The organism is Nonomuraea sp. NPDC048916 (assembly GCF_040649575.1).
Lineage (GTDB): Bacteria > Actinomycetota > Actinomycetes > Streptosporangiales > Streptosporangiaceae > Nonomuraea.
Window position 1 is genome coordinate 25,826 of the sequence record NZ_JBEZFS010000052.1, and the last position, 20,352, is coordinate 46,177.

At 71.6% G+C, this 20,352-nt stretch carries 13 protein-coding genes; 11 read left to right on the forward strand and 2 right to left on the reverse strand.

Going from position 1 to position 20,352, the window contains the following annotated elements:
- Positions 1-74 precede the first annotated feature (74 nt).
- The 5 genes from AB0C16_RS36100 to AB0C16_RS36120 all read left to right on the forward strand — a co-directional run bounded on the left by AB0C16_RS36100 (position 75) and on the right by AB0C16_RS36120 (position 4,733).
- Positions 75-887: a hypothetical protein gene (locus tag AB0C16_RS36100; RefSeq protein ID WP_357689923.1), complete on the forward strand. Its 813-nt coding sequence runs from the start codon at positions 75-77 to the stop codon at positions 885-887.
- A gap of 245 nt (positions 888-1,132) precedes the next feature.
- Positions 1,133-2,272 (forward strand): RNA ligase RtcB family protein, encoded by a 1,140-nt coding sequence (locus AB0C16_RS36105; protein WP_357689925.1) that lies wholly within the window; start codon positions 1,133-1,135, stop codon positions 2,270-2,272.
- The gene (gene prfH, locus AB0C16_RS36110) at positions 2,269-2,958 is read left to right on the forward strand and encodes a peptide chain release factor H (protein WP_357689927.1); all 690 of its coding nucleotides are present in this window, start codon (positions 2,269-2,271) and stop codon (positions 2,956-2,958) included. The genes AB0C16_RS36105 and prfH overlap by 4 nt, the downstream gene beginning before the upstream one ends.
- Positions 2,959-3,134: 176 nt before the next feature.
- Entirely contained in the window at positions 3,135-3,821 is a 687-nt protein-coding gene (locus tag AB0C16_RS36115; RefSeq protein WP_357689929.1) for a 4'-phosphopantetheinyl transferase superfamily protein, read from the forward strand.
- Positions 3,822-3,881: 60 nt separating this feature from the next.
- Positions 3,882-4,733 carry a metallophosphoesterase gene (locus AB0C16_RS36120; protein WP_357689931.1) on the forward strand — a complete coding sequence of 284 codons (852 nt, stop codon included), beginning with the start codon at positions 3,882-3,884 and terminating at the stop codon, positions 4,731-4,733.
- Positions 4,734-4,791: 58 nt separating this feature from the next.
- Here the strand turns inward: AB0C16_RS36120 and AB0C16_RS36125 are convergent, their stop codons facing one another.
- Positions 4,792-6,297 carry an AMP-binding protein gene (locus AB0C16_RS36125; RefSeq protein ID WP_357689933.1) on the reverse strand — a complete coding sequence of 502 codons (1,506 nt, stop codon included), beginning with the start codon at positions 6,295-6,297 and terminating at the stop codon, positions 4,792-4,794.
- 115 nt (positions 6,298-6,412) lie between these two features.
- Here AB0C16_RS36125 and AB0C16_RS36130 point away from each other — a divergent pair, with 115 nt between their 5' ends.
- A complete protein-coding gene (locus AB0C16_RS36130) occupies positions 6,413-6,658 on the forward strand; it encodes an acyl carrier protein (RefSeq protein ID WP_357689935.1) in 246 nt (81 codons plus the stop codon).
- A 34-nt stretch (positions 6,659-6,692) separates the two neighbouring features.
- Here AB0C16_RS36130 and AB0C16_RS36135 read toward each other — a convergent pair whose 3' ends face one another.
- Positions 6,693-7,640 (reverse strand): ACP S-malonyltransferase, encoded by a 948-nt coding sequence (locus AB0C16_RS36135; protein ID WP_357689937.1) that lies wholly within the window; start codon positions 7,638-7,640, stop codon positions 6,693-6,695.
- Between the two features lie 211 nt (positions 7,641-7,851).
- Here AB0C16_RS36135 and AB0C16_RS36140 point away from each other — a divergent pair, with 211 nt between their 5' ends.
- The 5 genes from AB0C16_RS36140 to AB0C16_RS36160 form a co-directional block, all read left to right on the forward strand.
- Positions 7,852-9,444 carry an AMP-binding protein gene (locus AB0C16_RS36140; protein ID WP_357689939.1) on the forward strand — a complete coding sequence of 531 codons (1,593 nt, stop codon included), beginning with the start codon at positions 7,852-7,854 and terminating at the stop codon, positions 9,442-9,444.
- A 77-nt stretch (positions 9,445-9,521) separates the two neighbouring features.
- Complete coding sequence (locus AB0C16_RS36145; protein WP_357689941.1) at positions 9,522-10,109, forward strand: FcoT family thioesterase; 588 nt, start codon at positions 9,522-9,524, stop codon at positions 10,107-10,109.
- Positions 10,106-12,295, forward strand: coding sequence for a type I polyketide synthase (locus tag AB0C16_RS36150; RefSeq protein WP_357689943.1), 2,190 nt, complete (start codon positions 10,106-10,108; stop codon positions 12,293-12,295). The genes AB0C16_RS36145 and AB0C16_RS36150 overlap by 4 nt, the downstream gene beginning before the upstream one ends.
- Entirely contained in the window at positions 12,292-13,404 is a 1,113-nt protein-coding gene (gene thiO, locus AB0C16_RS36155) for a glycine oxidase ThiO (RefSeq protein WP_357689945.1), read from the forward strand. The genes AB0C16_RS36150 and thiO overlap by 4 nt, the downstream gene beginning before the upstream one ends.
- A 171-nt stretch (positions 13,405-13,575) precedes the next feature.
- The coding region (locus AB0C16_RS36160) for a type I polyketide synthase (protein ID WP_357689947.1) at positions 13,576-20,352 on the forward strand (6,777 nt) is incomplete at its 3' end.

Sequence of the window (20,352 nt, forward strand, 5' to 3'; positions counted from 1 at the left end):
ATCCGGCATCGATCTGTGATGCTCCGACGCATCCAACAGAGTGGGACTTATCTGAAGAATCCGGAGAAGACGGGATGAACAGATGCCTCGTCGCGCTCGCCACCGTACTGGCGCTCACTGCCTGTGCTCGACCATCCGCCGATGTGGCGCAGATCGCGGGGGCCCCCGCCACCGATGCCGCCGCGGCGCTCGACCGCGAGTTCGCCCGGCGGTCCACAGTACGCGTGGACGTCGAGCTCACCGTCCGATCAAGTGACACACCCGAGGGAGCGACCTTCCACCAGAGCGGCGTGCTGCGGCTGAGCCCGTCGGGAGTGAACGAGGCGGACCTCGTCCTCGAGTCGCCGCTCGACGTGGGCGGGTCATGGGTTCTGCACACGATCCAGGCTGGAGGCCACGTCTACTCCGACAGTTCCCTCAACGACGACCAGCCGCCTTGGTCACGGGTGCCTCGCATGGCCACCAGCGCTGCCTGCAACGTGCCGTCCTACATCGGCTGCCTCGTGGACGTGCTCCAGCCCGGGGTTGCCAAGGCGCTGCTCGCCGCGTCCGTCTCGGCAGCGCCGGCCGACCCCTCCGCCGGGGCGGGGACCGTACGGCACAGCGGTGTCATCACCAGCGAGCGACTCAACCAGGCCGCCGGCAAGGATCTGCTCGCCCTTCCTCTGACTGTGGTCCCGGCGGCCCTGCGGGACGACCGGGAGAACCCCTGGTCGTTGTGGATCGGCTCCGACGGGCTGCCGCACCGCGTCCAGGCGTCCGGCCCTCTGGTCTCCGTCGAGCCTGAGCCGGTAGACGGTCTGTCCATGGCCGTCGACATCCGCTTCTACGAGTGGGGCGGATCCCAGACGATCACCGCTCCGACCGCCTACACCGTCATCAAGTGATCAGCACGATCGTTGGGGAACCAGACCAGGCAGCCGGGTCGAGGGTGCGTGCGGGCATGCGGGCCCGCACGACCGAAAACCGTTTGCCTCGCGTGACGGGCGTCCGGGAACGTGGTGTCCATGATGCTCTAACGGACAACACCCCCTGATCCGAGATGCCACGGCGCCGGCTCGCGCCGTGATGCCGCCCGTCCACACCCTGTTCAGCGAAGAGAGCGTCTTTGTCTCAGCAACACTCCCTGCCGATGGGTTCGGCCACCGTGACCGTGTTCGCCTCTCCCACAAGCTGGATCGAGTCCGACGCCCTCGCGCAGTGTCACCAGGTGGCCGCCCTCGACGGCATGATGCACGTCGCCGCCATGCCGGACCTGCACCCCGGCAAGGGTGCCCCCATCGGCGCCGCCATGGCGTCGACCACGCTGTACCCGTTCCTGGTGGGCTCCGACATCGGTTGCGGCATCGCCGTGTTCCCCATCAAGCTCAAGCGCGCCGACCCCGCCAAGCTCGCCGCCCGGTTCCCCGATCTCGATCGCGCGCTGGACCCTGAGCGGGACGCCGACGACCCGGCCTGGGCCGTTGTGCAGGGCGACATTCCCGCCGGTCACGTCGAGGGCCTCGGGACGGTCGGCCGGGGCAACCACTTCGTCGAGCTGGCGCGGATCGGGACCGTCTTCGAGCCGGACCACGCGAGCCGTCTCGGGCTGGCCGCCGGCGACCTGGTCCTCATCGTCCACAGCGGTTCCCGCGGGCTGGGCGAACGGATCCTGCGGGCGCACACCGCGGTGCACGGCGCGGGCCCCGCCCCTGATCCCGGCGCCTACCTGGCGATGCACGACGACGCCGTACGGTGGGGGTCGCTCAACCGGCGGCTGATGGCCGCCCGGGTCGCCCACGCTCTGGGGACGGAGCCCGCCGAGCCGGTCGTCGACCAGTGCCACAACCTGGTCGAGGTCCGCGACGGGATCTACCTGCACCGCAAGGGGGCGGCGCCGGGTGACGGCCGTGACGTGCTCATCGCCGGTACGCGAGGCACCCATTCCTACCTCGTGGCCGCCCACGCCGGGCCGGACGCCGGCCATTCCGTGGCGCACGGTGCGGGCCGCAAGATGTCGCGTGCGGACGCCTTGCGCCGGGGCCGGGCCAAGCACACGGTCGAGGAGCTGCGCCGCACCCCGATGGGGTCGCTGGTGGTGTGCGGTGACCGCCAGTTACTCTTCGAGGAGGCGCCGACGGCCTACAAGCACATCGAGCAGGTGATCGCCGACCTCGTCGAGCATGACCTGGCCACGCCCGTGGCCACCACGGTCCCTCTGGTCACCTACAAGACGGCCAACCTCGGGTCCAGGCCCAGAAGGGACCAGCGCCGTAAGAGAGGACGGCCGTGAGCGTGCACCTGCTCCTGTCCGCCGGACGTGGCCCGCAGGAGTGTTCCTGGGCGCTGGCCCGGCTGCTGCACCGCCTGGAAACCGACGCCACCCGGCAGAATCTGCAGACCCATCGCGCCCAGACCGTGCCCGGTGACCGGCCCGGCACCTACCGATCGGTCCTCATCCAGATCGCAGGAGCCGGCGCCGAAGCGTTCGCCGCCTCGTGGACCGGAACTCTGTGCTGGCAGGCCCCCAGCCCATACCGGGCCGACACCGGCCGGAAGAACTGGTACGCCATCGCCCAACCGTGCCAGGTCGACACCTCACTCACCACGTTCGCGGAAGCAGATGTCGACATCGTCGCCTGCCGCACCGGCGGCCCCGGCGGTCAGCACCGGAACAAGGCCAGCACGGCGGTACGGGCGACCCACCGGCCCACGGGCATCGTCGTCGTGGTCGACACCGAGCGGCAGTTCAGCCTCAACCGCCGCATCGCCATGCGGCTGCTGCGAGAGCGCATCGAGCACGACGACGAGGCGGCGGCGCGCGCCGTCACCACCGCCCGCTGGCGCATCCACGATGAGCTCGTACGCGGAGACCCCACCCGTGTCGAACGTCCAGAACCGTCGAAGCAGGAGCAGACTCGCCGGCGGCGACGGAGTCCACGCGTACAGCGCCGTGATCAAGGAACCGGGAAGCCCTGAGATCGTTCGCCATGCACGCGCCGGCGGCGCGCACGCGCTGTCCATGTCCGCACCCTGCGAAGCCCCGCCCAACACCGGCAAGCGCTGAGCCTGCCTTCACGAGGGTGACGATGGCCGTACCAACAGTGCATTGAGCGCTCTACTCGGGACGTTCAAGGCAAGGTTACGATCACCCCGTGAGTCCCCCGCCGAGCCTGCCCACCCACCGGCCGGAGCGCACCCCGGTGATCGAGGAAGTTCTGCCTGGCGTGGTCGGGGTCGAGGCCTTCGCCGACGGCCCTGCCGCCACGCTCTTTCCTGAGGAGGAGGCGCTGCTCACCAGGGCGGTGGACAAACGACGCAGGGAGTTCACCACCGTCCGGGCCTGCGCCCGCATCGCCCTCGGCAAGCTAGGCCTGCCACCAGCCCCCATCCTCCCCGGTCTGCGCGGCGCGCCGATCTGGCCCTCGGGGATCGTGGGCAGCATGACCCACTGCGAGGGGTACCGTGCGTGCGCCGTCGCCCGGAGGAGCGAGGTGCTCGCGCTCGGCATCGACGCCGAGCCCAACAGCGCGCTGCCCGACGGGGTGCTGACCACGGTGTCCGACGCGGCCGAGCGGGTCTGGATCGCCGAGCTGGCGCGGGCCGATCCGCGGGTCTCCTGGGACCGGCTGCTGTTCAGCGCCAAGGAGTCGGTCTACAAGGCCTGGTTCCCGCTCACCCAGCGTTGGCTCGGATTCGAGGACGTCACCCTCACCGTGCAGCCCGACCAGCGCACCTTCAACGCTCGGCTGCTGGTAGCAGGACCGGTGGCCGGCTTCACGGGCCGGTGGACGGTCTCCCATGGGCTGGTCGTGACCGCCATCTGTGTCCTGCCCGGCTGAGGCCCCCTATCCTTTTCCCCGGAGGGGACACCCGACCGGGCCCAAACCTATGATCATCCTATGAGTTCCCCGCCGAGCCTGCTGGCCATCAGCGATCTGCATGTGCGGTATGCCGAGAACCGGCAGCTCGTGGAGGGGTTGCATCCCCGTTCGAGCGGTGACTGGCTGCTGGTGGCCGGAGACGTCGGCGAGTACGTGGCGGACATCGAATGGGCGCTGCGCCTGCTCAGCTCCCGCTTCGCCAAAGTGGTGTGGACGCCGGGCAACCACGAGCTGTGGACTCCGCCAGACGACCCCGTGCAACTACGCGGCCAAGCCCGCTACGAGCACCTGATCACCCTCTGCCGCGGCCTGGGCGTGACAACCCCCGAAGACCCTTACCTGCTCTGGGACGGCCCGGGCGGGCCGGTCACCGTAGCACCGCTCTTCCTGCTGTACGACTACACCTTCCGCCCCGACGGCACCTTCACCAAGGAAGCCGCACTTGCCCGCGCCTACGACGTCGGCGTGGTCTGCTCCGACGAATTCCTCCTCCACCCCGACCCCTACCCCAGCCGGGTTGCCTGGTGTCAGGCCCGGGTCCACCACACCGCCACCCGACTCGCCGCAGTGGCCGACGGCCCACCCACCATCCTGATCAACCACTATCCCTTGCTCCGCGACCCGACCCGTGTGCTGCGCTACCCGGAGTTCGCCCTATGGTGCGGCACCCACCTGACCGCCGACTGGCACCGGCGCTACCACGCCGCCGCCGCCATCTACGGCCACCTCCACATCCCCCGCACCACCATCCACGACGGCGTCCCCTTCGAAGAGGTGTCCGTCGGCTACCCACGCGAATGGCGTCCCCGCGGCACCCAGCCCGGCTACCGCCGAATCCTGCCCACCCACCAGCCGGAGCGCACCCGGTGATCGGAGGACGCTCGGCAAAGCCTGCCGGCCTCCTTCTGCCCGGCTGAGTCACGCCTGGTCAGCCGGTAGCGGCCACACGTGCCAGCCGCCCTCGGTCGATCTTGCGGTTCCGGTTGAGCGGCATGACCTCCACGTGCCGGTATTCCTTGGGCAGCATGCCCGCGGGCAGGACGGTCCGCACCTGGCGAGCCAGCGCTGCGGCGGTGAGCGATGAGTCGCCCGTGTAGAACACCACCAGTTCCAGCCCCCGGGCGGTCTCCCTGGTGACGGTCACCGCTTCCTCCACTCCCTCACAGGCCCGCACCGCGTGATCGACTTCCGCCAGTTCCACCCGCCAGCCCTGGACCTGCACCTGCGAGTCCAGCCGCCCCAGGTACGCCAGGTCGCCGCCGGGCAGGAGGCGCACCCGATCGCCCGTGCGGTACCAGATCCTGCCGTACCGCTCCAGGAAGCGGCCCTTGTCGTCGCCGGGGTCCAGGTAGCCACGGCTCATCTGCGGCCCGGTGATGCACAGCTCCCCCTCGGCCGGGTGCTCCTGCTCCTCGTCGGCCAGCAGGAGCCGGTCGTGTCCGTCGTGGAGCGTACCGATGGGGACGATCCCGTTGACGCCGAGGCGCGGCGAGGTCTCCGGATCCCAGCGATGCCGGCTGATCGTAATGGTGAGCTCGGTAGGTCCGTACAGGTTCTCCACGTGCGAGCCGGGCGCCGCCGCCTGCCAGTCCGCCGCGTCGGAGCACCGCAGCGCCTCTCCGGCGAAGAAGCTCCACCTCAGCCCGGGCATGGTGCCCGGGGCCAGGCCGGACATGCGGCGCACCAGCGTGATCGCGCTGGGCGTCGAGAACCACACCGTGATCCCGGACTCGTTGATGAACTTCGGCAGGTCCTGATAGGCGATCGGTGGCACGGCCAGCGCGCTCGCGCCCGCGCCCCAGGCGCAGAACAGCTCGAACATCGCGCAGTCGAAGTTCAGGTCGAGGATCTGGGAGAACACGTCGTCCGGCGCGAAGTCGTAGCGCTTGTCCATGAGCTGGAAGTAGTGATGGGTGCTGCCGTGGGTGATCGGCACGCCTTTGGGCCGGCCGGTCGACCCGGAGGTGAACAGTATGTAGGCGACGTCGCCCGCGTCCACCGGCTGCGGGGCGTCGAGCGCCACCCCGGCGGCCGGTGACCGGTCGGCGTCAAGCACCGCCAGATCCAGCCCGGCCTCCGCCAGCGCCGCCTTGCCGCGCGCGTCGGCCACCACGATGGAGACCCCGGCGTCCTCGAGCATGCGCCGGGTGCGCAGCGCGGGGAAGTCCGGCTGCAGAGGGACGACCGCCGCGCCGGTGAACAGGGCGGCGAGGATGCCGACGTAGGCGGAGAAACCCCGCTCGGCGAGCACGCAGACCGCCCGCGGCGGCGACGGCGACGCGGCGAGCAGAGCGCCCGCCTGGCGCAGGGCACGCTCGCAGGCTTCTTCGTAGGTGAGCACGTCGGCTCCGACGCGCATCGCGGGCAGCCGCGGGCTGAGGGCGAGACCTCGCAGGAAGCGCTCATACAACGCGTGTTCCGCCGTCTGGGGCATGGTCATCTCTCCTCTACGGCGAGGCTGGATAAGGGTTGTCGGCCGGAAAGGGCGGGGCTACGTTGTCGGCGACCGGGGCGCGGTGGCTCCGGGCCGGCGAGACGAGGGAGCGGCCATGTGGGACGGGCGATTCGAAGGGCTTCTCCGGCAGCATCTGCCCTTCCTGCCGACCGGCGCGGAGATCGCCCCCGACCTCAGCCTGCGCGACTTCGGGCTCGACTCCATCGGCACCGTGGAGCTGCTCGCGGTGCTGGAGGACGCCTACCAGGTCCGTTTCACCAACGAGTCCCTGAGGCTTGAGCACTTCGCGACGCCCGGGGTGCTGTGGGAGACCCTGGGCGACCTGGACCGTGGCCACTGAGGGGCGGCCTGCCCCGATCCGGCCCACCCAACCCTCACACCAGCGCCGACCTGCGGCGCGGCTGAAGCGCGGTCTTCGGTTTGACCGCCACGACCTCGAAGTTCTTCCTCGTGCACGCCACTCGTCCCCACATGGCGTCGGGCCCCGAGACGCAGAGGGTGCGGATGCCCTCCCGGCGCAACGTGTCGACCACCACCGGCCAGCGGACCGGCCGCACGACGGCGTCGAGCACCAGCTCCCGGAGCTGGGCACCGCTGGTCAGAACCGTGCCGTCGTGGTCGGAGACGACCGGGATCACCGGCTCGGCGAAGCTAAGGTCGCCGAAGAGCTCACGTTCGATCGTCTCGCGCAGGCTGCCGAACCGGCTCGAATGCATCGGCGGGCGCATGATGGACAGCGGCAGCCCGCCTTCGGCCCGCATCCGGTCCTGCAGCCACTCCACCTTGCTCTCATGGACGGAGACGAGGTGGAAGTCCGAGTCGACGAAACACGCAGTGCCGTACCACTCCTCGCGTCCCACCAACTCCTCCAGGACGCGCGCCAGGCGCTCCTCGGGAAGCCGCGCCACGGAGACGGTGACGACGTCGCGGTGCTCACGCGTGAAGTACTCCTCCACCACGCGCCCCCACGACGCGGTCAGCGCGACGGCATCGGTGAAGCCGAGCGCGCCGGAATGGACCGCGGCGGGGATGCCACCGAAGCTCGGCCCGGCGACCATCCGCGGCCGGATGCCGAGCGTGTCCCCCGCCCACTGCGCCAGGGCCAGGCAGCTCACCAGGAACGCGACCCTGGCCGCTTCCGAGTAGTCGCCCTCGGCCTCGCGGTAGCGATCCAGCAAGGAATAGCCGAGGACCTCGTCCGCCTCGGCCAGCATGCGACGGGCGACGGGGTCGATCAGCAGGAATCGCGCCGTTTCCCCGAAACGAGCCGGACTGATTCCGGGGAAAATGATTGCGGAGTCCTCTCGGGAGTCGGTCTGCATTTCTCGACGCACTCCTTCCGTGGCGCGCGAATTCCGTGGCGCGCGAATCCCGCTTTCCCGAGGTCAGTCTGTTTGCGGGGCGGCGCGACCAGAACCCCTAATACCCCCTAAATTCGGCGGGCCCAGGCTTGCCCGGCCGAATTCCGGCGTGTTATACGATGAATTCACGCATGCTTGCATCTCTCCCCCGCTCCAGGTCTGGAAGTGCCGGATGGGCAAGGATTTCCCGCGCACGGCCCGCGCCGACGGTTTCGCTGACAACCTCCGCTGGTTCATGCTGGCCACGGCCAGGATCAAGCCCGATCATCCGGCGGTCGTGGAACTCGACGCTGACGGCGAGCTGCGCACCGTCACCTACCGCGAGCTCGAGCGGCTCACCGACGCCTACGCCGCGGAGCTCGCCGACCTGGGGCTGGACGTTGGCGACCGGGTGGTGGTCGCCTCCACGACGTCCGCGTCCTCCATCGCGATGCTGCTGGCCTGCGCCACGCTCGGCCTGCCGTTCATCCCGGTGAGTCCCGAGATACCGGTGGTGCGGGTGCGGGCGGTGATCGACGCGGCACGGCCGGCGCTGTACGTCCACGACCTGCCCGGCCAGGGTGTCGAGACGCCGCCCGAGGTCGGCGTGGCCAGGTTCGCCGCGGGCGCGCTGGCGCTGGAGTCCCCTCCGGAGCCGAGGGTACGGCGCCGCCGCGAGGTGCTCGCCACCGACACGGCCTACATCATCTTCACCTCCGGCACGACGGGCCGGCCCAAGGGCGTGGTGATGAACCACCGCGCGAACATCGCGTTCTACCGCGGAACGCTCCACCAAGGGGTAGTCGCCGACCACGACCGCGTGGGCATCGCCTCGCCGTTCCACTTCGACTTCTGCCTGGGCGGCATCGGCCTCACCCTCGGGCAGGGCGCGACAGTCGTGCCGATTCCGCGAAGCAGGCTGGACTGGCCCCGGCTCTTCCTGGCCCTGCTGCGCGACGCGGAGGTGACGCACGTCCAGGGCGTGCCGTCGATCTGGGGCCCCGTGCTCAGGCACGAGCCGGACCTGCTGGCCGGCCTGGATCGGCTGGAGCGCGTCCTGTTCTCCGGCGAGGACTTCCCGCTCGCGGAGCTGCGCCGGCTCCAGCGCTTGCGGCCGAAGACCCGGCTCATCAACTGCTATGGCGCGACCGAGTCGATGGCGTGCTCCTTCACCGACGTGCCGCGGCCAATGCCAGAGGATCTCGACAGGCTGTCCATCGGCTTCGCCCACCCGGGCGCCGAGATGTTGCTCATCGGCGCGGACGGCGGGCCGGTCGAGGAACCGGGCACGGTCGGCGAGATCTATCTGGACAGTCCAGCCCTGTTCACCGCCTACTGGGACGATCCGGAGGCGACTGGTGCCGCGCTGGTGCCGCACCCGTTCACTCCCCAGTCCGGACGGCGGGTGCTGCGCACCGGCGACCTGGCCCACCGGGGCGTGGACGGCGAACTCTACTTCCGCGGCCGTGGCGACTCGCAGGTGCAGATCCGCGGCAACCGGGTGGAGCTGGGCGAGCTGGAGCGCCGTCTGGCCGAGTTCCCCGGCGTGGCCACCGCCGTCGCGCTGGTCCTGCCGAAGGACGGCGACGAAGCCGAGCTCGCCGCGTGCGTGATCATGAAGCGCGAGGCGCCGCCGCTCAACGCGATGGAGCTGCGCGCCTTCTGTGCCGACGCGCTGCCCGGCTACATGGTGCCGCGGGGTCTGCACGTGGTCGAGGACGTTCCCACGACGGCGAACGGGAAGGTCGACAGGGACGCCCTGGCGGCCCGGCTGAGCCTCTCTTAGGGGTCGCTCAGGGGTGGGGCGGCATTTTCCGCGATGTTACCGTCCCCTCTGGTACGGCCTAGCCCGAGGGAGCCGGCATGACGAAACTGGCGGATGGGCCCGGGAATGCACCGGCGGTGGCGCATCCGAACGACCCTGAGCTGCTCCACAGAGTGCTGACGCCCTACCGGGCGAAGAAATGCGAGTATTTGAAGTCCGCCGCGGTGACGATGAACGGACAACCGCACGAAGGCGGCCGCCTCACCGCCACCTGCACGCTCGAGATCTCGGAATCCTGCTATATCGACGACACCGGTCATTTCAATTCGGTCGAGTTCAACATCTGCTACAACCAGATGGCCTACTACCTGGTCGCCAAGTCGATCAAAGAGAAATTGATCGAGCCGTTCTCGCGGTGGACGATGGACGACTTCTGGACCCGGCAGCTGGGCGAGATCCTCATTACCGACTTCCGCAGCGCGTTCCGCACGGCCATGCGCGGGCGGCACTTCCAGGGCGAGCTCAGCCTGGTCGACGTCGGGGAGTGGGACGGCAACGACATCCGCGACCCCCTCGTGGTGATCCGCACGACGTGCCGCTACTGGGACGAGTTCGGGGGCGACTCGCGGGGCGAGGTCACAGCCGCCATCGTCAACCCGCCGCAGCCCCCGGGCGGGTGGCGATGACCGACCCGGCCGCCGCCTGGCCGCCGGCGGGCGCCGAACCCGTCGACATCGGCGATCTCTACCGCCGCCTCGACGATCGCGGCCTGCGATATGGGCCGGTGTTCCGCGGGCTGCGCGCCGCGTGGCGCGACGGGGACGACATCCTGGCGGAGGTGAGCCTCGACGCGGACGCGCCGGGAATGCCCGGCTTCCACCTGCATCCCGCGCTGCTGGACTCCGCGCTGCACGCCGCGTTGATCCCGCACCTGGAGAAAGGCGACAGCACGCCGCTGCCGTTCACCTGGCGCAACGTACGCGTGCGCACGCCGGGTGCGCGAACCGCGCGCGTGCGCATCACCCCGTCCGGGGACAGCGCGCTGTCCATCCAGGTGCTCGACGGCGACGGGAGGCCGGTGGCCTCGATCGGCTCGCTGGCGCTGCGCCCGCTGACCAACGAGCTCGGCGCCGCCCATCATGCTCGGCTGCTGCGGCTCACCTGGCGCGCCGTCACGACACCAGAGGCGACGCCGTCCGCCGGTCAGTGGGCCCTGCTCGGCACCGACCATCTGGGCCTCACCGGCGCGTTGAAGGCCGCCGGGCGCCCCATCGAGATCCACCAGTCGCTGCACACGTTCGACGCCGAGTTACGGCGCGGCCGGCGGGTGCCCGACGTCGTCGCCGTCTCTTGCACCCTGCCGGGCGCCGACGAGGGCGACGAGGCCGCCGGCGTGCGACGCGCCCTCCAGCGAGCGCTCATCCTGGTGCAGGAATGGCTCGCCGACGAGCGGCTGGCGGACTGCCTGCTCGTGCTGGTCACGCAGGGTGCCGTGGCCGCGCGCCCGGGTGAGGATGTGGCGGATCTGTCCGGCGCGGCGCTGTGGGGGCTGGTCCGCAGCGCCCAGACCGAGCACCCCGGCCGGTTCGTCCTGGTGGACCTGGACGACGCCCAGTCCTCGGGCCGGGCGCTGGTGTCGGCGGTGGCATCGAGCGAGCCGCAGGTGGCGGTGCGGGACTCCCTGTTGTTCCGGCCACGGCTCAGCCGCTGCCCGCCCGTCACGGCGCGTCAGGGCACGGCAGTCCGCTGGAATCCGCGCGGCACGATCCTGGTGACCGGTGGCACGGGCGCGCTCGGCCGGGTGGTGGCCAGGCACCTGGTACGCCGCCATGCCGTACGGCATCTGCTGCTCCTCAGCCGCAGCGGGTCGGCCGCCCCCGGCGCCGCCGAACTGGTCAGCGAACTGGGCGAGCTGGGCGCGGACATCCAGGTGGTGGCCTGTGACGCCGCCGACCGACTGGCGCTGGCGCGGGTGATCGGCGAGATCCCGGACGACCGGCCGTTGACCGCGGTGATCCACGCCGCCGGGATGGTGCAGGACGGGACGATCGCCATGCTCACCCCGCACCGGTTGGAGCGCGTCCTCCGCGCCAAGATCGACTCGGCCCTCAACCTGCACGAGGTCACCCGCGATCGCGACGCCTGCGACTTCGCGCTGTTCTCCTCCGCTTCCGGCGTGGTGGGCGGCTCAGGACAGGCCAACTACGCCGCGGCGAACGCCTTCCTGGACGGGCTCGCACACCGGCGCAAGGTCCTCGGGCTGCCGGCGGTCTCGCTGGCGTGGGGCCCGTGGGAGGGCGACGGCATGATGGACGCGGTCTCGGCCACGGACGTGGCCAGGATGAGACGCTCTGGGCTCGCCCTCATCACCGAAGCGCAGGGGCTGGCTCTCCTCGACGCGGCGCGCGGCAGGGACGAGGCCGTCCTGGTTCCGGTACGCCTCGACGAGGAGGCGCTTCAGGCGAATGGGGCCGGGCTTCACGCGTTGCTGGCCGACCTCGCGCACCCGTCCCCGGCGCAGCAGGGCGGAGGCGTCGGAGGCGGCGGAGGCGGCGCGGCCGGAGACCTGCGTGAGCTGCTGCGCCTGGTCCCCGCGGCCGAGCGTGCGGCCACCGTGGCGGAGTTCGTGCGCGCGCAGGTGGCGATCGTGCTCGGGCACGCCTCGGCCGAGGCCGTGATGCCGGACCGCGATTTCGTCGCCGCCGGCTTCGACTCGCTGTCCACGCTGGAGCTGAAGCGGCGGCTGGCCACCGCGACCGGGCTGCGGCTGCCCGCCACGCTGGCCTTCGACCACCCGACCCCGATCCAACTGGCGACCTACCTGCACCAGCTGCTGATGGCCGAGCCGGATCCCCACGAGGTGAGCGGATGACGGACGTGGTGATCGTGGGGGCCGGAGTCGTCGGTCTGGCCACCGCGTGGCGGTCGCTGACCGCCGGATTGACCGTGGTGATCGTGGATCCCGCGCCGGGGAGCAAAGCCTCGCACGCCTCGGCGGGCATGCTGCCCCCGCTCAACGAGCTGTTGGTCGACGACGAGCCGTTGTTGCGCCTGTGCTTGGCCTCCCGGGAGCGATACCGCTCGTTCGTCGCCGAGCTGGAGGAGGACTCCGGCATGAGCGCGGGATTTCGTGGCGACGGCCTGCTGGACGTCGCGTTCACCGCCGACGACGTCGCCGCGCTCGACGCGCTGGGACGCTTCGCGCGGTCGCGCGAAATCCGGTGCGAGTCGCTGAGCAGCGAGCAGTGCCGTGACCTGGAGCCGGCGCTGGCGCCGTCGGTGGCCGGCGGGCTGCTCGCGCCGGACGACGGGGCCGTGAATCCGCGGCAGCTCAACGCCGCGTTGCTGGCGGCGATCCGGAGGCGCGGCGGCGACGTACGGCAGGCCGAGGTGACCGAGGTGCTCCTCGACAGGCACGCCACCGGGGTACGCCTGCGGGGCGGGGACACCGTGCGCGGGGACCGTGTCGTGCTGGCGGCCGGCTGCTGGACGCATCGCCTCGGCGGCCTACCTCCCGGGACGGTGCCGGAGGTGCGCCCGGTGAAGGGCCAGATCCTGCGTCTGCACGCGCGCCCCCCGCTGCTCGGCATGGCGACACGCGCCACGGTGGGCGGCTCAGCGGTGTATCTGGTGCCGCGGAGCGACGGCGAACTGGTCGTCGGCGCCACCTACGAGGAGGCCGGCTACGACACGACGCCCACCGTGGCGGGGTTGACGGAGCTGCTGGGCAGGGTCCGCCACGTGCTGCCCGGTGCCGGACGGCTCGCCTTCGCCGAGTTCGGCGCCGGACTGCGGCCCGGCTCGCCGGATGACCTGCCGATGATCGGCCACACGGCGGTGCGGGGCCTGCTCCTGGCCACGGGTCACTTCCGCATCGGGGTTCAGCTCGCCCCCATCACCGCCGACACGATGACCGAGATGCTGATCACCGGAGAGACGCCGGAGCTCGTGAAGCCGTTCTCGCCTCTGCGGTTCTCCTGAACAACCGGACCCCTATCCCCACCTTCACATAAGGGGTCGGCGCCGCGGAACACCGGTATCCGCCGACCTGGTCGCGCCCTATCGTGAGGCCACGGCGGCAGGTGCCAGATCAGGTCTGGGCCTAGCTCTCACGTCTAGAGACGGTTCACGACGAGGGAGACTCTCGGCGCTATGACAATCGATCTTGATCGCGCCTCTCACCCGACCGAGCGTCAGGAACCCGTCGCGATCATCGGGATGTCCTGCCGCTTCCCGAAGGCGCCGGATCTCGGCTCCTTCTGGCGGCTGCTCCGTGACGGGGTGAGCGCGATCGCGGAGATCCCCGCCCATCGGCCGGCAGGCGGCGATCATCCGGACGGCGCCGCCCTCCGCCGCGGCGGATTCCTCGACCTCGTCGACGGCTTCGACGCGGCGTTCTTCGGCATCTCCCCGCGCGAGGCCGCGGCCATGGATCCGCAGCAGCGCCTCATGCTCGAGCTGGCGTGGGAGGCGCTGGAACACGGCGGCATCTTTCCCGAGAGCCTCCGCGGCAGCCGTACCGGCGTCTTCGTCGGCGCGATCGCGGATGACTACGCCGCCCTGCTGCGCAAGGCCGGCGGCCCGGCGGTGACCCAGCACACCCTGGCCGGGCTGGAGCGCGGAATCATCGCCAACCGCGTCTCCTACGTTTTCGGACTGCGCGGCCCGAGCATGACCGTGGACGCCGCTCAGGCCTCGTCGCTGGTCGCCGTGCACCTGGCGGCGGAGAGCCTGCGCGGGGGCGAGGCGACGCTCGCGCTTGCCGGCGGCGTGCAGCTGAACATCGACCCCGACGCCGACACCGCCGTCGAGCGGCTCGGCGCGCTCTCGCCGGACGGGCGCTGCTTCACCTTCGACGCCCGGGCCAACGGCTACGTACGCGGCGAGGGCGGCGGCCTCGTCGTACTGAAGCTCCTGTCGCGGGCCGTCGCCGACGGCGACGCCGTGCACGGCGTCATACTCGGTAGCGCGGTCAACAACGACGGCGCGACGGACGGCCTGACGGTGCCCAGCCCGGCCGCGCAGGCCGAGGTGATCCGCCTGGCCTGCGCGCGTGGTGGCGTGGAGCCCGCGCGCGTCCAGTACGTGGAGCTGCACGGGACCGGCACCAAGGTCGGCGACCCCGTCGAGGCGGCCGGGGTGGGGCTGGCCCTGGGGGACGGCCGGGCGGAAGACTCTCCGGTGGCCGTCGGCTCCGTCAAGACCAACATCGGGCACTTGGAAGGCGCGGCCGGCATCGCCGGGGTGCTCAAGGCCGTGCTCAGCATCGGACGCCGCCTGCTGCCCGCGAGCCTGAACTTCGCCACCCCGAACCCGTTGATCGACTTCACCGCGCGGCGCATCAGGGTCCAGCGGGAGCTGGAACCGTGGCCCCGTCCCGAGCTTCCGCTGGTGGCCGGGGTGAGTTCCTTCGGCATGGGCGGGACCAACTGTCACGTGGTGCTCGGCGAGCCGCCCGAAGCCCCCGAGCTCGGCGAGCCGGCGGGTTCCGCGACGGAGGGAGCGCGCACGGAGGAAGTGCGCACGGTGCCGTGGCCGCTCTCGGGACGCACGGCCGCCGCCCTGCGCGACCAGGCCCGCCGGCTCAGCACCCACCTGGAAGAGCACCACGAGGCGACCCCGGCAGGAATCGGCTGGTCACTCGCCACCACGCGGACCGCGTTCGAGCATCGGGCGGTCGCCCTCGGCTCCGACCGCGAGACCCTGCTGGCGTCCCTCCAGGCCCTCATCGACGACGAGAGCGCCCCGGGACTGATCCAGGGCGTCGCCGCCGACCACGGCGCGACCGTGCTGGTCTTCCCCGGCCAGGGGTCGCAGTGGCCGGGGATGGCGCTCGATCTCCTCGACTCCAGCCCGGTCTTCCGCGCGGCGCTGGCCGAGTGCTGCGAGGCCCTGGCCCGGTACGTCGACTGGTCTCCGATCGACGTCCTGCGCGGCACGCCTGGCGCGCCCGAGCTGGACCGCGTCGACGTGGTCCAGCCACTTCTCTTCGCCGTCTCGGTCTCCCTGGCCCGCCTGTGGCAGTCGCTGGGCCTCAAGCCGGACGCGGTCGTCGGCCACTCGCAGGGGGAGATCGCCGCGGCTCACGTCGCGGGCGGCCTGCGACTGGATGACGCGGCCCGCATCATCGCGCTGCGCAGCCGCGCCCTGACCGCGCTCTCCGGCACGGGTGCCATGGCCTCGATCGCGCTGCCCGCCGCCCAGGTCGAGGAACGGCTCGCGACGTGGCACGGCCGGCTGATCATCGCCGGTGTCAACAGCCCTTCGGCCACCGTGGTCTCCGGCACTCCGGAGGCGGTGGCCGCCCTCGTCGAATCGTGCCAGGCCCACGGCGTCCGCGCCCGGCGGATCGCGGTCGATTACGCCTCGCACTCGTCCCTGGTCGAGACGATTGAGGGACGCCTGCTCGAAGAGCTCTCCCCCATCACGCCGCGCTCCTGCGACATCGCCTTCTACTCGACGGTGACCGGCACCCGCGTCGACACCGCGACCCTCGACGCCCGATACTGGTTCACCAACCTGCGCAAGCCCGTGCGCTTCGAGGAGACGGTCCGCGCCCTGGCCGCTGACGGGCATCGGACGTTCATCGAGAGCAGCGCCCATCCGGTGCTCACGCTGCCCATCCAGGAGACGCTGGAGGACGTCGCCGCGTCCGGGGTCGTCGTGGGCACCCTCCGCCGGGCCACCCCAGGTATGGAGCAGCTCCTCAAGGCGGTCGCGGAGCTGCACGTGAGCGGCGTGCCGATCTCGTGGAGCAGCGCCTTCCCCGCCGCCCGCCGTACTCGGGAGGCCCTCCCGACCTACGCCTTCCAGCGTCGGCGCCACTGGCTCAGGGCCGCGAGCACGGCCGGCGCCTCCGCACCCAGGCCGGCCGGCCAGGAGGAGCCCGATCCAGCGGCCGACGAAGAGACGCCCTCGTGGCGACGGCGGCTGGCCGCCCTCACCGAGGCGGAACGCCGCCTTGCCGTCTCCGATCTCGTCCGCGCCCATGCCGCCGGCGTTCTGGGTCATGTGACCCCCGAAGCCGTGGACCTCCGGCTCACCTTCCGCGACCTCGGCTTCGACTCCCCCGCCGCGGTCGAACTCCGCAACAGGCTGGCCAGAGCGACCGGCATGCGGCTGCCCGCCACGATCATCTACAACCACCCGACCCCTGCCGCGCTGGCCGACTTCCTGAGCTCCACGATCCTCAGCGACCCCGGTCCCGGACAGGCGCGAAGCACGGTCTCCGGTGAGGAACCCATCGCGATCGTCGGTATGGCCTGCCGCTTCCCCGGCGGTGTCAGCAGCCCCGAGCAACTGTGGGAGCTGGTCGCGGCCGGACGCGACGCCATCGGTGACTTCCCGGCGACGCGCGGGTGGGACCTGACCGCGCTCTACGACCCGGAGCCGGGCGTTGCCGGCAAGACCTATGTCCGGCTCGGCGGGTTCGTCGAGGGCGCCGAGCTGTTCGACGCGGGCTTCTTCGGGATCGGTCCGCGCGAGGCGACCGCGATGGACCCTCAGCAGCGGCTGCTGCTGGAAACCGCGTGGGAGGCCTTCGAGCGGGCCGGGATCGACCCCGGCGGTCTGCGCGGGAGCCGGACGGGCGTGTTCGTCGGAGCGATGTCCCAGGAGTACGGCCCGCGCCTGCACGACGCGCCGGAGGAGGTGGCCGGGTACGTGCTGACCGGCACCACGGCCAGCGTCGGCTCCGGCCGGCTGGCCTACACGTTCGGGCTCGAGGGCCCGGCGATCACGGTCGACACCGCGTGCTCGTCCTCGTTGGTGGCGCTACACCTCGCCACGCAGGCGCTCCACCAGGGGGAGTGCGGCATGGCCCTGGCCGGCGGCGTCACGGTGATGTCGACGCCCGGCCTGTTCGTGGAGTTCAGCCAGCAGCGTGGACTGGCGCCCGACGGCCGGTGCAAGGCGTTCGCCGCCGCGGCCGACGGCACCAGCTGGTCGGAGGGCGCCGGGCTGCTGGTGCTTGAGCGGCTGTCCGACGCACGGGCCAACGGACATCCGGTGCTGGCGATCATCCGCGGGACGGCCATCAACCAGGACGGGGCGAGCAACGGCCTGATGGCTCCCAACGGGCTCGCGCAGGAACGCGTCATCCAGGCGGCGCTGGCGAACGCCGGGATCGTGGCCACGGACGTGGACGCGGTCGAGGCGCACGGCACGGGGACCGCGCTGGGCGACCCGATCGAAGCCGAAACGCTGCTGGCGACCTACGGGCGCGACCGGCCGGAGAATCGCCCGCTGTGGCTGGGGTCGCTGAAGTCCGGCATCGGGCACGCCCAGGCCGCCGCCGGGGTGGGCGGCGTCATCAAGATGGTGCTGGCCATGCGGCATGAGATGCTGCCGCGGACGCTGCACGTGACCGAGCCGACGCCACACGTGGACTGGCGCGGCGGCGCCGTACGGCTGCTCACCGAGCAGGTGGCGTGGCCCGCCGGGGAGCGGACGCGCCGGGCGGGCGTGTCGTCGTTCGGGATCTCCGGCACCAACGCGCATCTCATCCTCGAAGAGCCGCCTTCCACCGAGGATGAGCCGGCCCTGGACGAGGACCTGCCGACCGTGTGGCCGCTGTCGGCGAAGACCGAGACGGCGGTGCGCGAGCAAGCGCGGCAGCTGGCCGACCACCTGACCGCCCGCCCCGAGATCACCGCCGCGCAGGCACACCGCACGCTGGTCCGGCGGGCCACCTTCGGCCACCGCGCCGCCATCGTCGGCGCGAGCCGTACCGACCTGCTGGCCGGGCTCAAGGCACTCGCCGGCGGCGAGTCCAGCCCGCTGCTCCGCTACGGCACCGCCCGCGAAGGCAAGCTCGCCCTGCTGTTCACCGGCCAGGGCGCCCAGCACCCGGGCATGGGCAAGGAGCTCTACGACGCCGTCCCCGCCTTCGCCGCAGCCTTCGACGAGATCGTGGATCACCTCGACGTGCATCTGGACCGGCCGCTGCGCGACGTCATGTGGGGCGAGGACGCCGGGTTGCTGAACCAGACCCGTTATGCGCAGCCTGCGCTGTTCGCCCTGGAAACCGCCCTGTACGACTACCTCGCCTCTCTCGGCGTGCAGGCCGACTACCTCGCCGGTCACTCGCTGGGCGAGCTCGTGGCCGCCCACGTCGCGGGCGTGCTGTCCCTGGCCGACGCCGCCGCCTTGGTCGCGGCCCGCGGCCGGCTGATGGGCGCGCTGCCCGAGGGCGGTGCCATGGTCGCCGTCCAGGCCACGGAGGCGGAGGTGATGCCGCACCTTGGCGGTGAGGTCGCCCTCGCGTCCGTGAACACGCCGGACTCCGTGGTGGTCTCCGGCGCGGAACCCGCCGTCGCCCGCGTCGCCGGGCACTTCGCCGGGCTCGGCCGCAGGACCCGCAGACTGCAGGTCAGCCACGCCTTCCACTCCCCCCTGATGGATCCTGCGCTGGACGGCCTGCGCGCCGTCGCGGAAGGGCTGACGTTCGACCGGCCGCACGTTCCCGTGATCTCCAACGTGACCGGGCGCGCCGCCGACGACCTCGGGTCGCCCGATTACTGGGTACGGCACGCCCGCCAACCCGTCCGCTTCGCCGACACGCTCCAGACGCTCCAGACGCACGGGGTCACGACCTACCTTGAGGTAGGTCCGGACGCCGTCCTGAGCGCGCTCGCGCATCAAGCGGGCGGCGGCGTCACCGCGACCGCGACCATGCGTGCGGGGCAGCCAGAAGCGCAAGCGCTCCTCACCGCACTGGCGGACGTGCACACCACGAGCGCGGACAACTCCATCCGGTGGCGTGACCTCCGGCCACCGCGGAGCGCCACGCTCGCTGTCCTGCCCACCTACCCGTTCCAACGAAGCCGCTACTGGCTCCAGGGGACGGCGTCGACGCGACCGGTCAAGAGCGAGAACCCCTTCCTCGGGACCTGCGTCGAGCTGGTGGACGGCCATAGCCTCGTCCTCACCGGGCAGCTGGCACTCGGCACCCATGCGTGGCTGGACGACCACGTCATCGCGGACGACGTGACGCTCCCGGGCACCGCCTTCGTCGAGCTGGCCCGGTACGCGGGAGAACGCGCCGGCTGCGCGCGCATCGAGGAGCTGACGCTACACAGCCCGCTCCACCTGTCCGCCACAACGGCCGTCGAGGTGCAGGTCAGCGTGGCTGCCCCCGATGAGGCGGGGCGGCGGGCGATCACCGTCCACGCCCGCGGTGACGCTGAGTGGGTACGGCATGCGTCAGGAACGCTCGCCGGCGCCGAGAAGGAGGTCCCTTCCTTCGTGGATCTCCCCGAGGGGGCGGAGCCGGTCGACCTGGATGGCGTGTACGAGTGGCTGGCGGCGGCGGGTTTCGCCTACGGCCCCCGCTTCCAGGGACTGCGTGGGCTGTGGCGAGACGGGGATGAGCTTGTCGCCGAAGTGGTCCTCCCCGAAGGTCTGGACGGCCGCGGTTTCGGTGTACACCCGTCGCTCCTCGACGCCGCTCTGCATGCCGTCCTGGTCACGGGTGACGGCGTGCTCCGGCTGCCGTTCTCCTGGTCGGACGTGTGGGTGAGCGCCTCGTCGGCGACGTCGCTGCGGGTTCGGATCTCGCGTACCGGGGCCGACACGGTGGCCGTGGTCGCAGCCGACGCCGTCACGGGCGAGGTCGTGGCCTGGATCGGCGCGCTGACCATGCTGCCCGTCGACCGGTCCGCGCTCACGGCTGGCGGCTCGCTCCATGAGGTGCGCTGGACACCCGTCGAGCCGGGCCCGGCAGCGCCCGCCAGACGTGCGGTTTTGGGCGCTGAGGCGGCCGGTCTCCCGGGTGACGGATATCCGGACCTGGCGGCGCTCCGGCGTGCGGTGGCATCGGGCGCCGCGGTGCCGGACGAGGTCGTGGTGGCCTTCCCCGGTGATCCTGTCGCATCAGGAGAGGTGCCCGGGCGGGCCCATGACACCGTCGCGCGCGGGCTGGCGCTGCTT

Coding starts and splice junctions, on each gene's coding strand:
- thiO (WP_357689945.1), top strand. CDS start 12,292: ATGACGGACGTGGTGATCGTGGGGGCCGGAGTCGTCGGTCTGGCCACC.
- AB0C16_RS36145 (WP_357689941.1), top strand. CDS start 9,522: ATGACGAAACTGGCGGATGGGCCCGGGAATGCACCGGCGGTGGCGCAT.
- AB0C16_RS36125 (WP_357689933.1), bottom strand. CDS start 6,297: ATGCCCCAGACGGCGGAACACGCGTTGTATGAGCGCTTCCTGCGAGGT.
- AB0C16_RS36150 (WP_357689943.1), top strand. CDS start 10,106: ATGACCGACCCGGCCGCCGCCTGGCCGCCGGCGGGCGCCGAACCCGTC.
- AB0C16_RS36140 (WP_357689939.1), top strand. CDS start 7,852: ATGGGCAAGGATTTCCCGCGCACGGCCCGCGCCGACGGTTTCGCTGAC.
- AB0C16_RS36120 (WP_357689931.1), top strand. CDS start 3,882: ATGAGTTCCCCGCCGAGCCTGCTGGCCATCAGCGATCTGCATGTGCGG.
- AB0C16_RS36100 (WP_357689923.1), top strand. CDS start 75: ATGAACAGATGCCTCGTCGCGCTCGCCACCGTACTGGCGCTCACTGCC.
- AB0C16_RS36135 (WP_357689937.1), bottom strand. CDS start 7,640: ATGCAGACCGACTCCCGAGAGGACTCCGCAATCATTTTCCCCGGAATC.
- AB0C16_RS36130 (WP_357689935.1), top strand. CDS start 6,413: ATGTGGGACGGGCGATTCGAAGGGCTTCTCCGGCAGCATCTGCCCTTC.
- AB0C16_RS36105 (WP_357689925.1), top strand. CDS start 1,133: ATGGGTTCGGCCACCGTGACCGTGTTCGCCTCTCCCACAAGCTGGATC.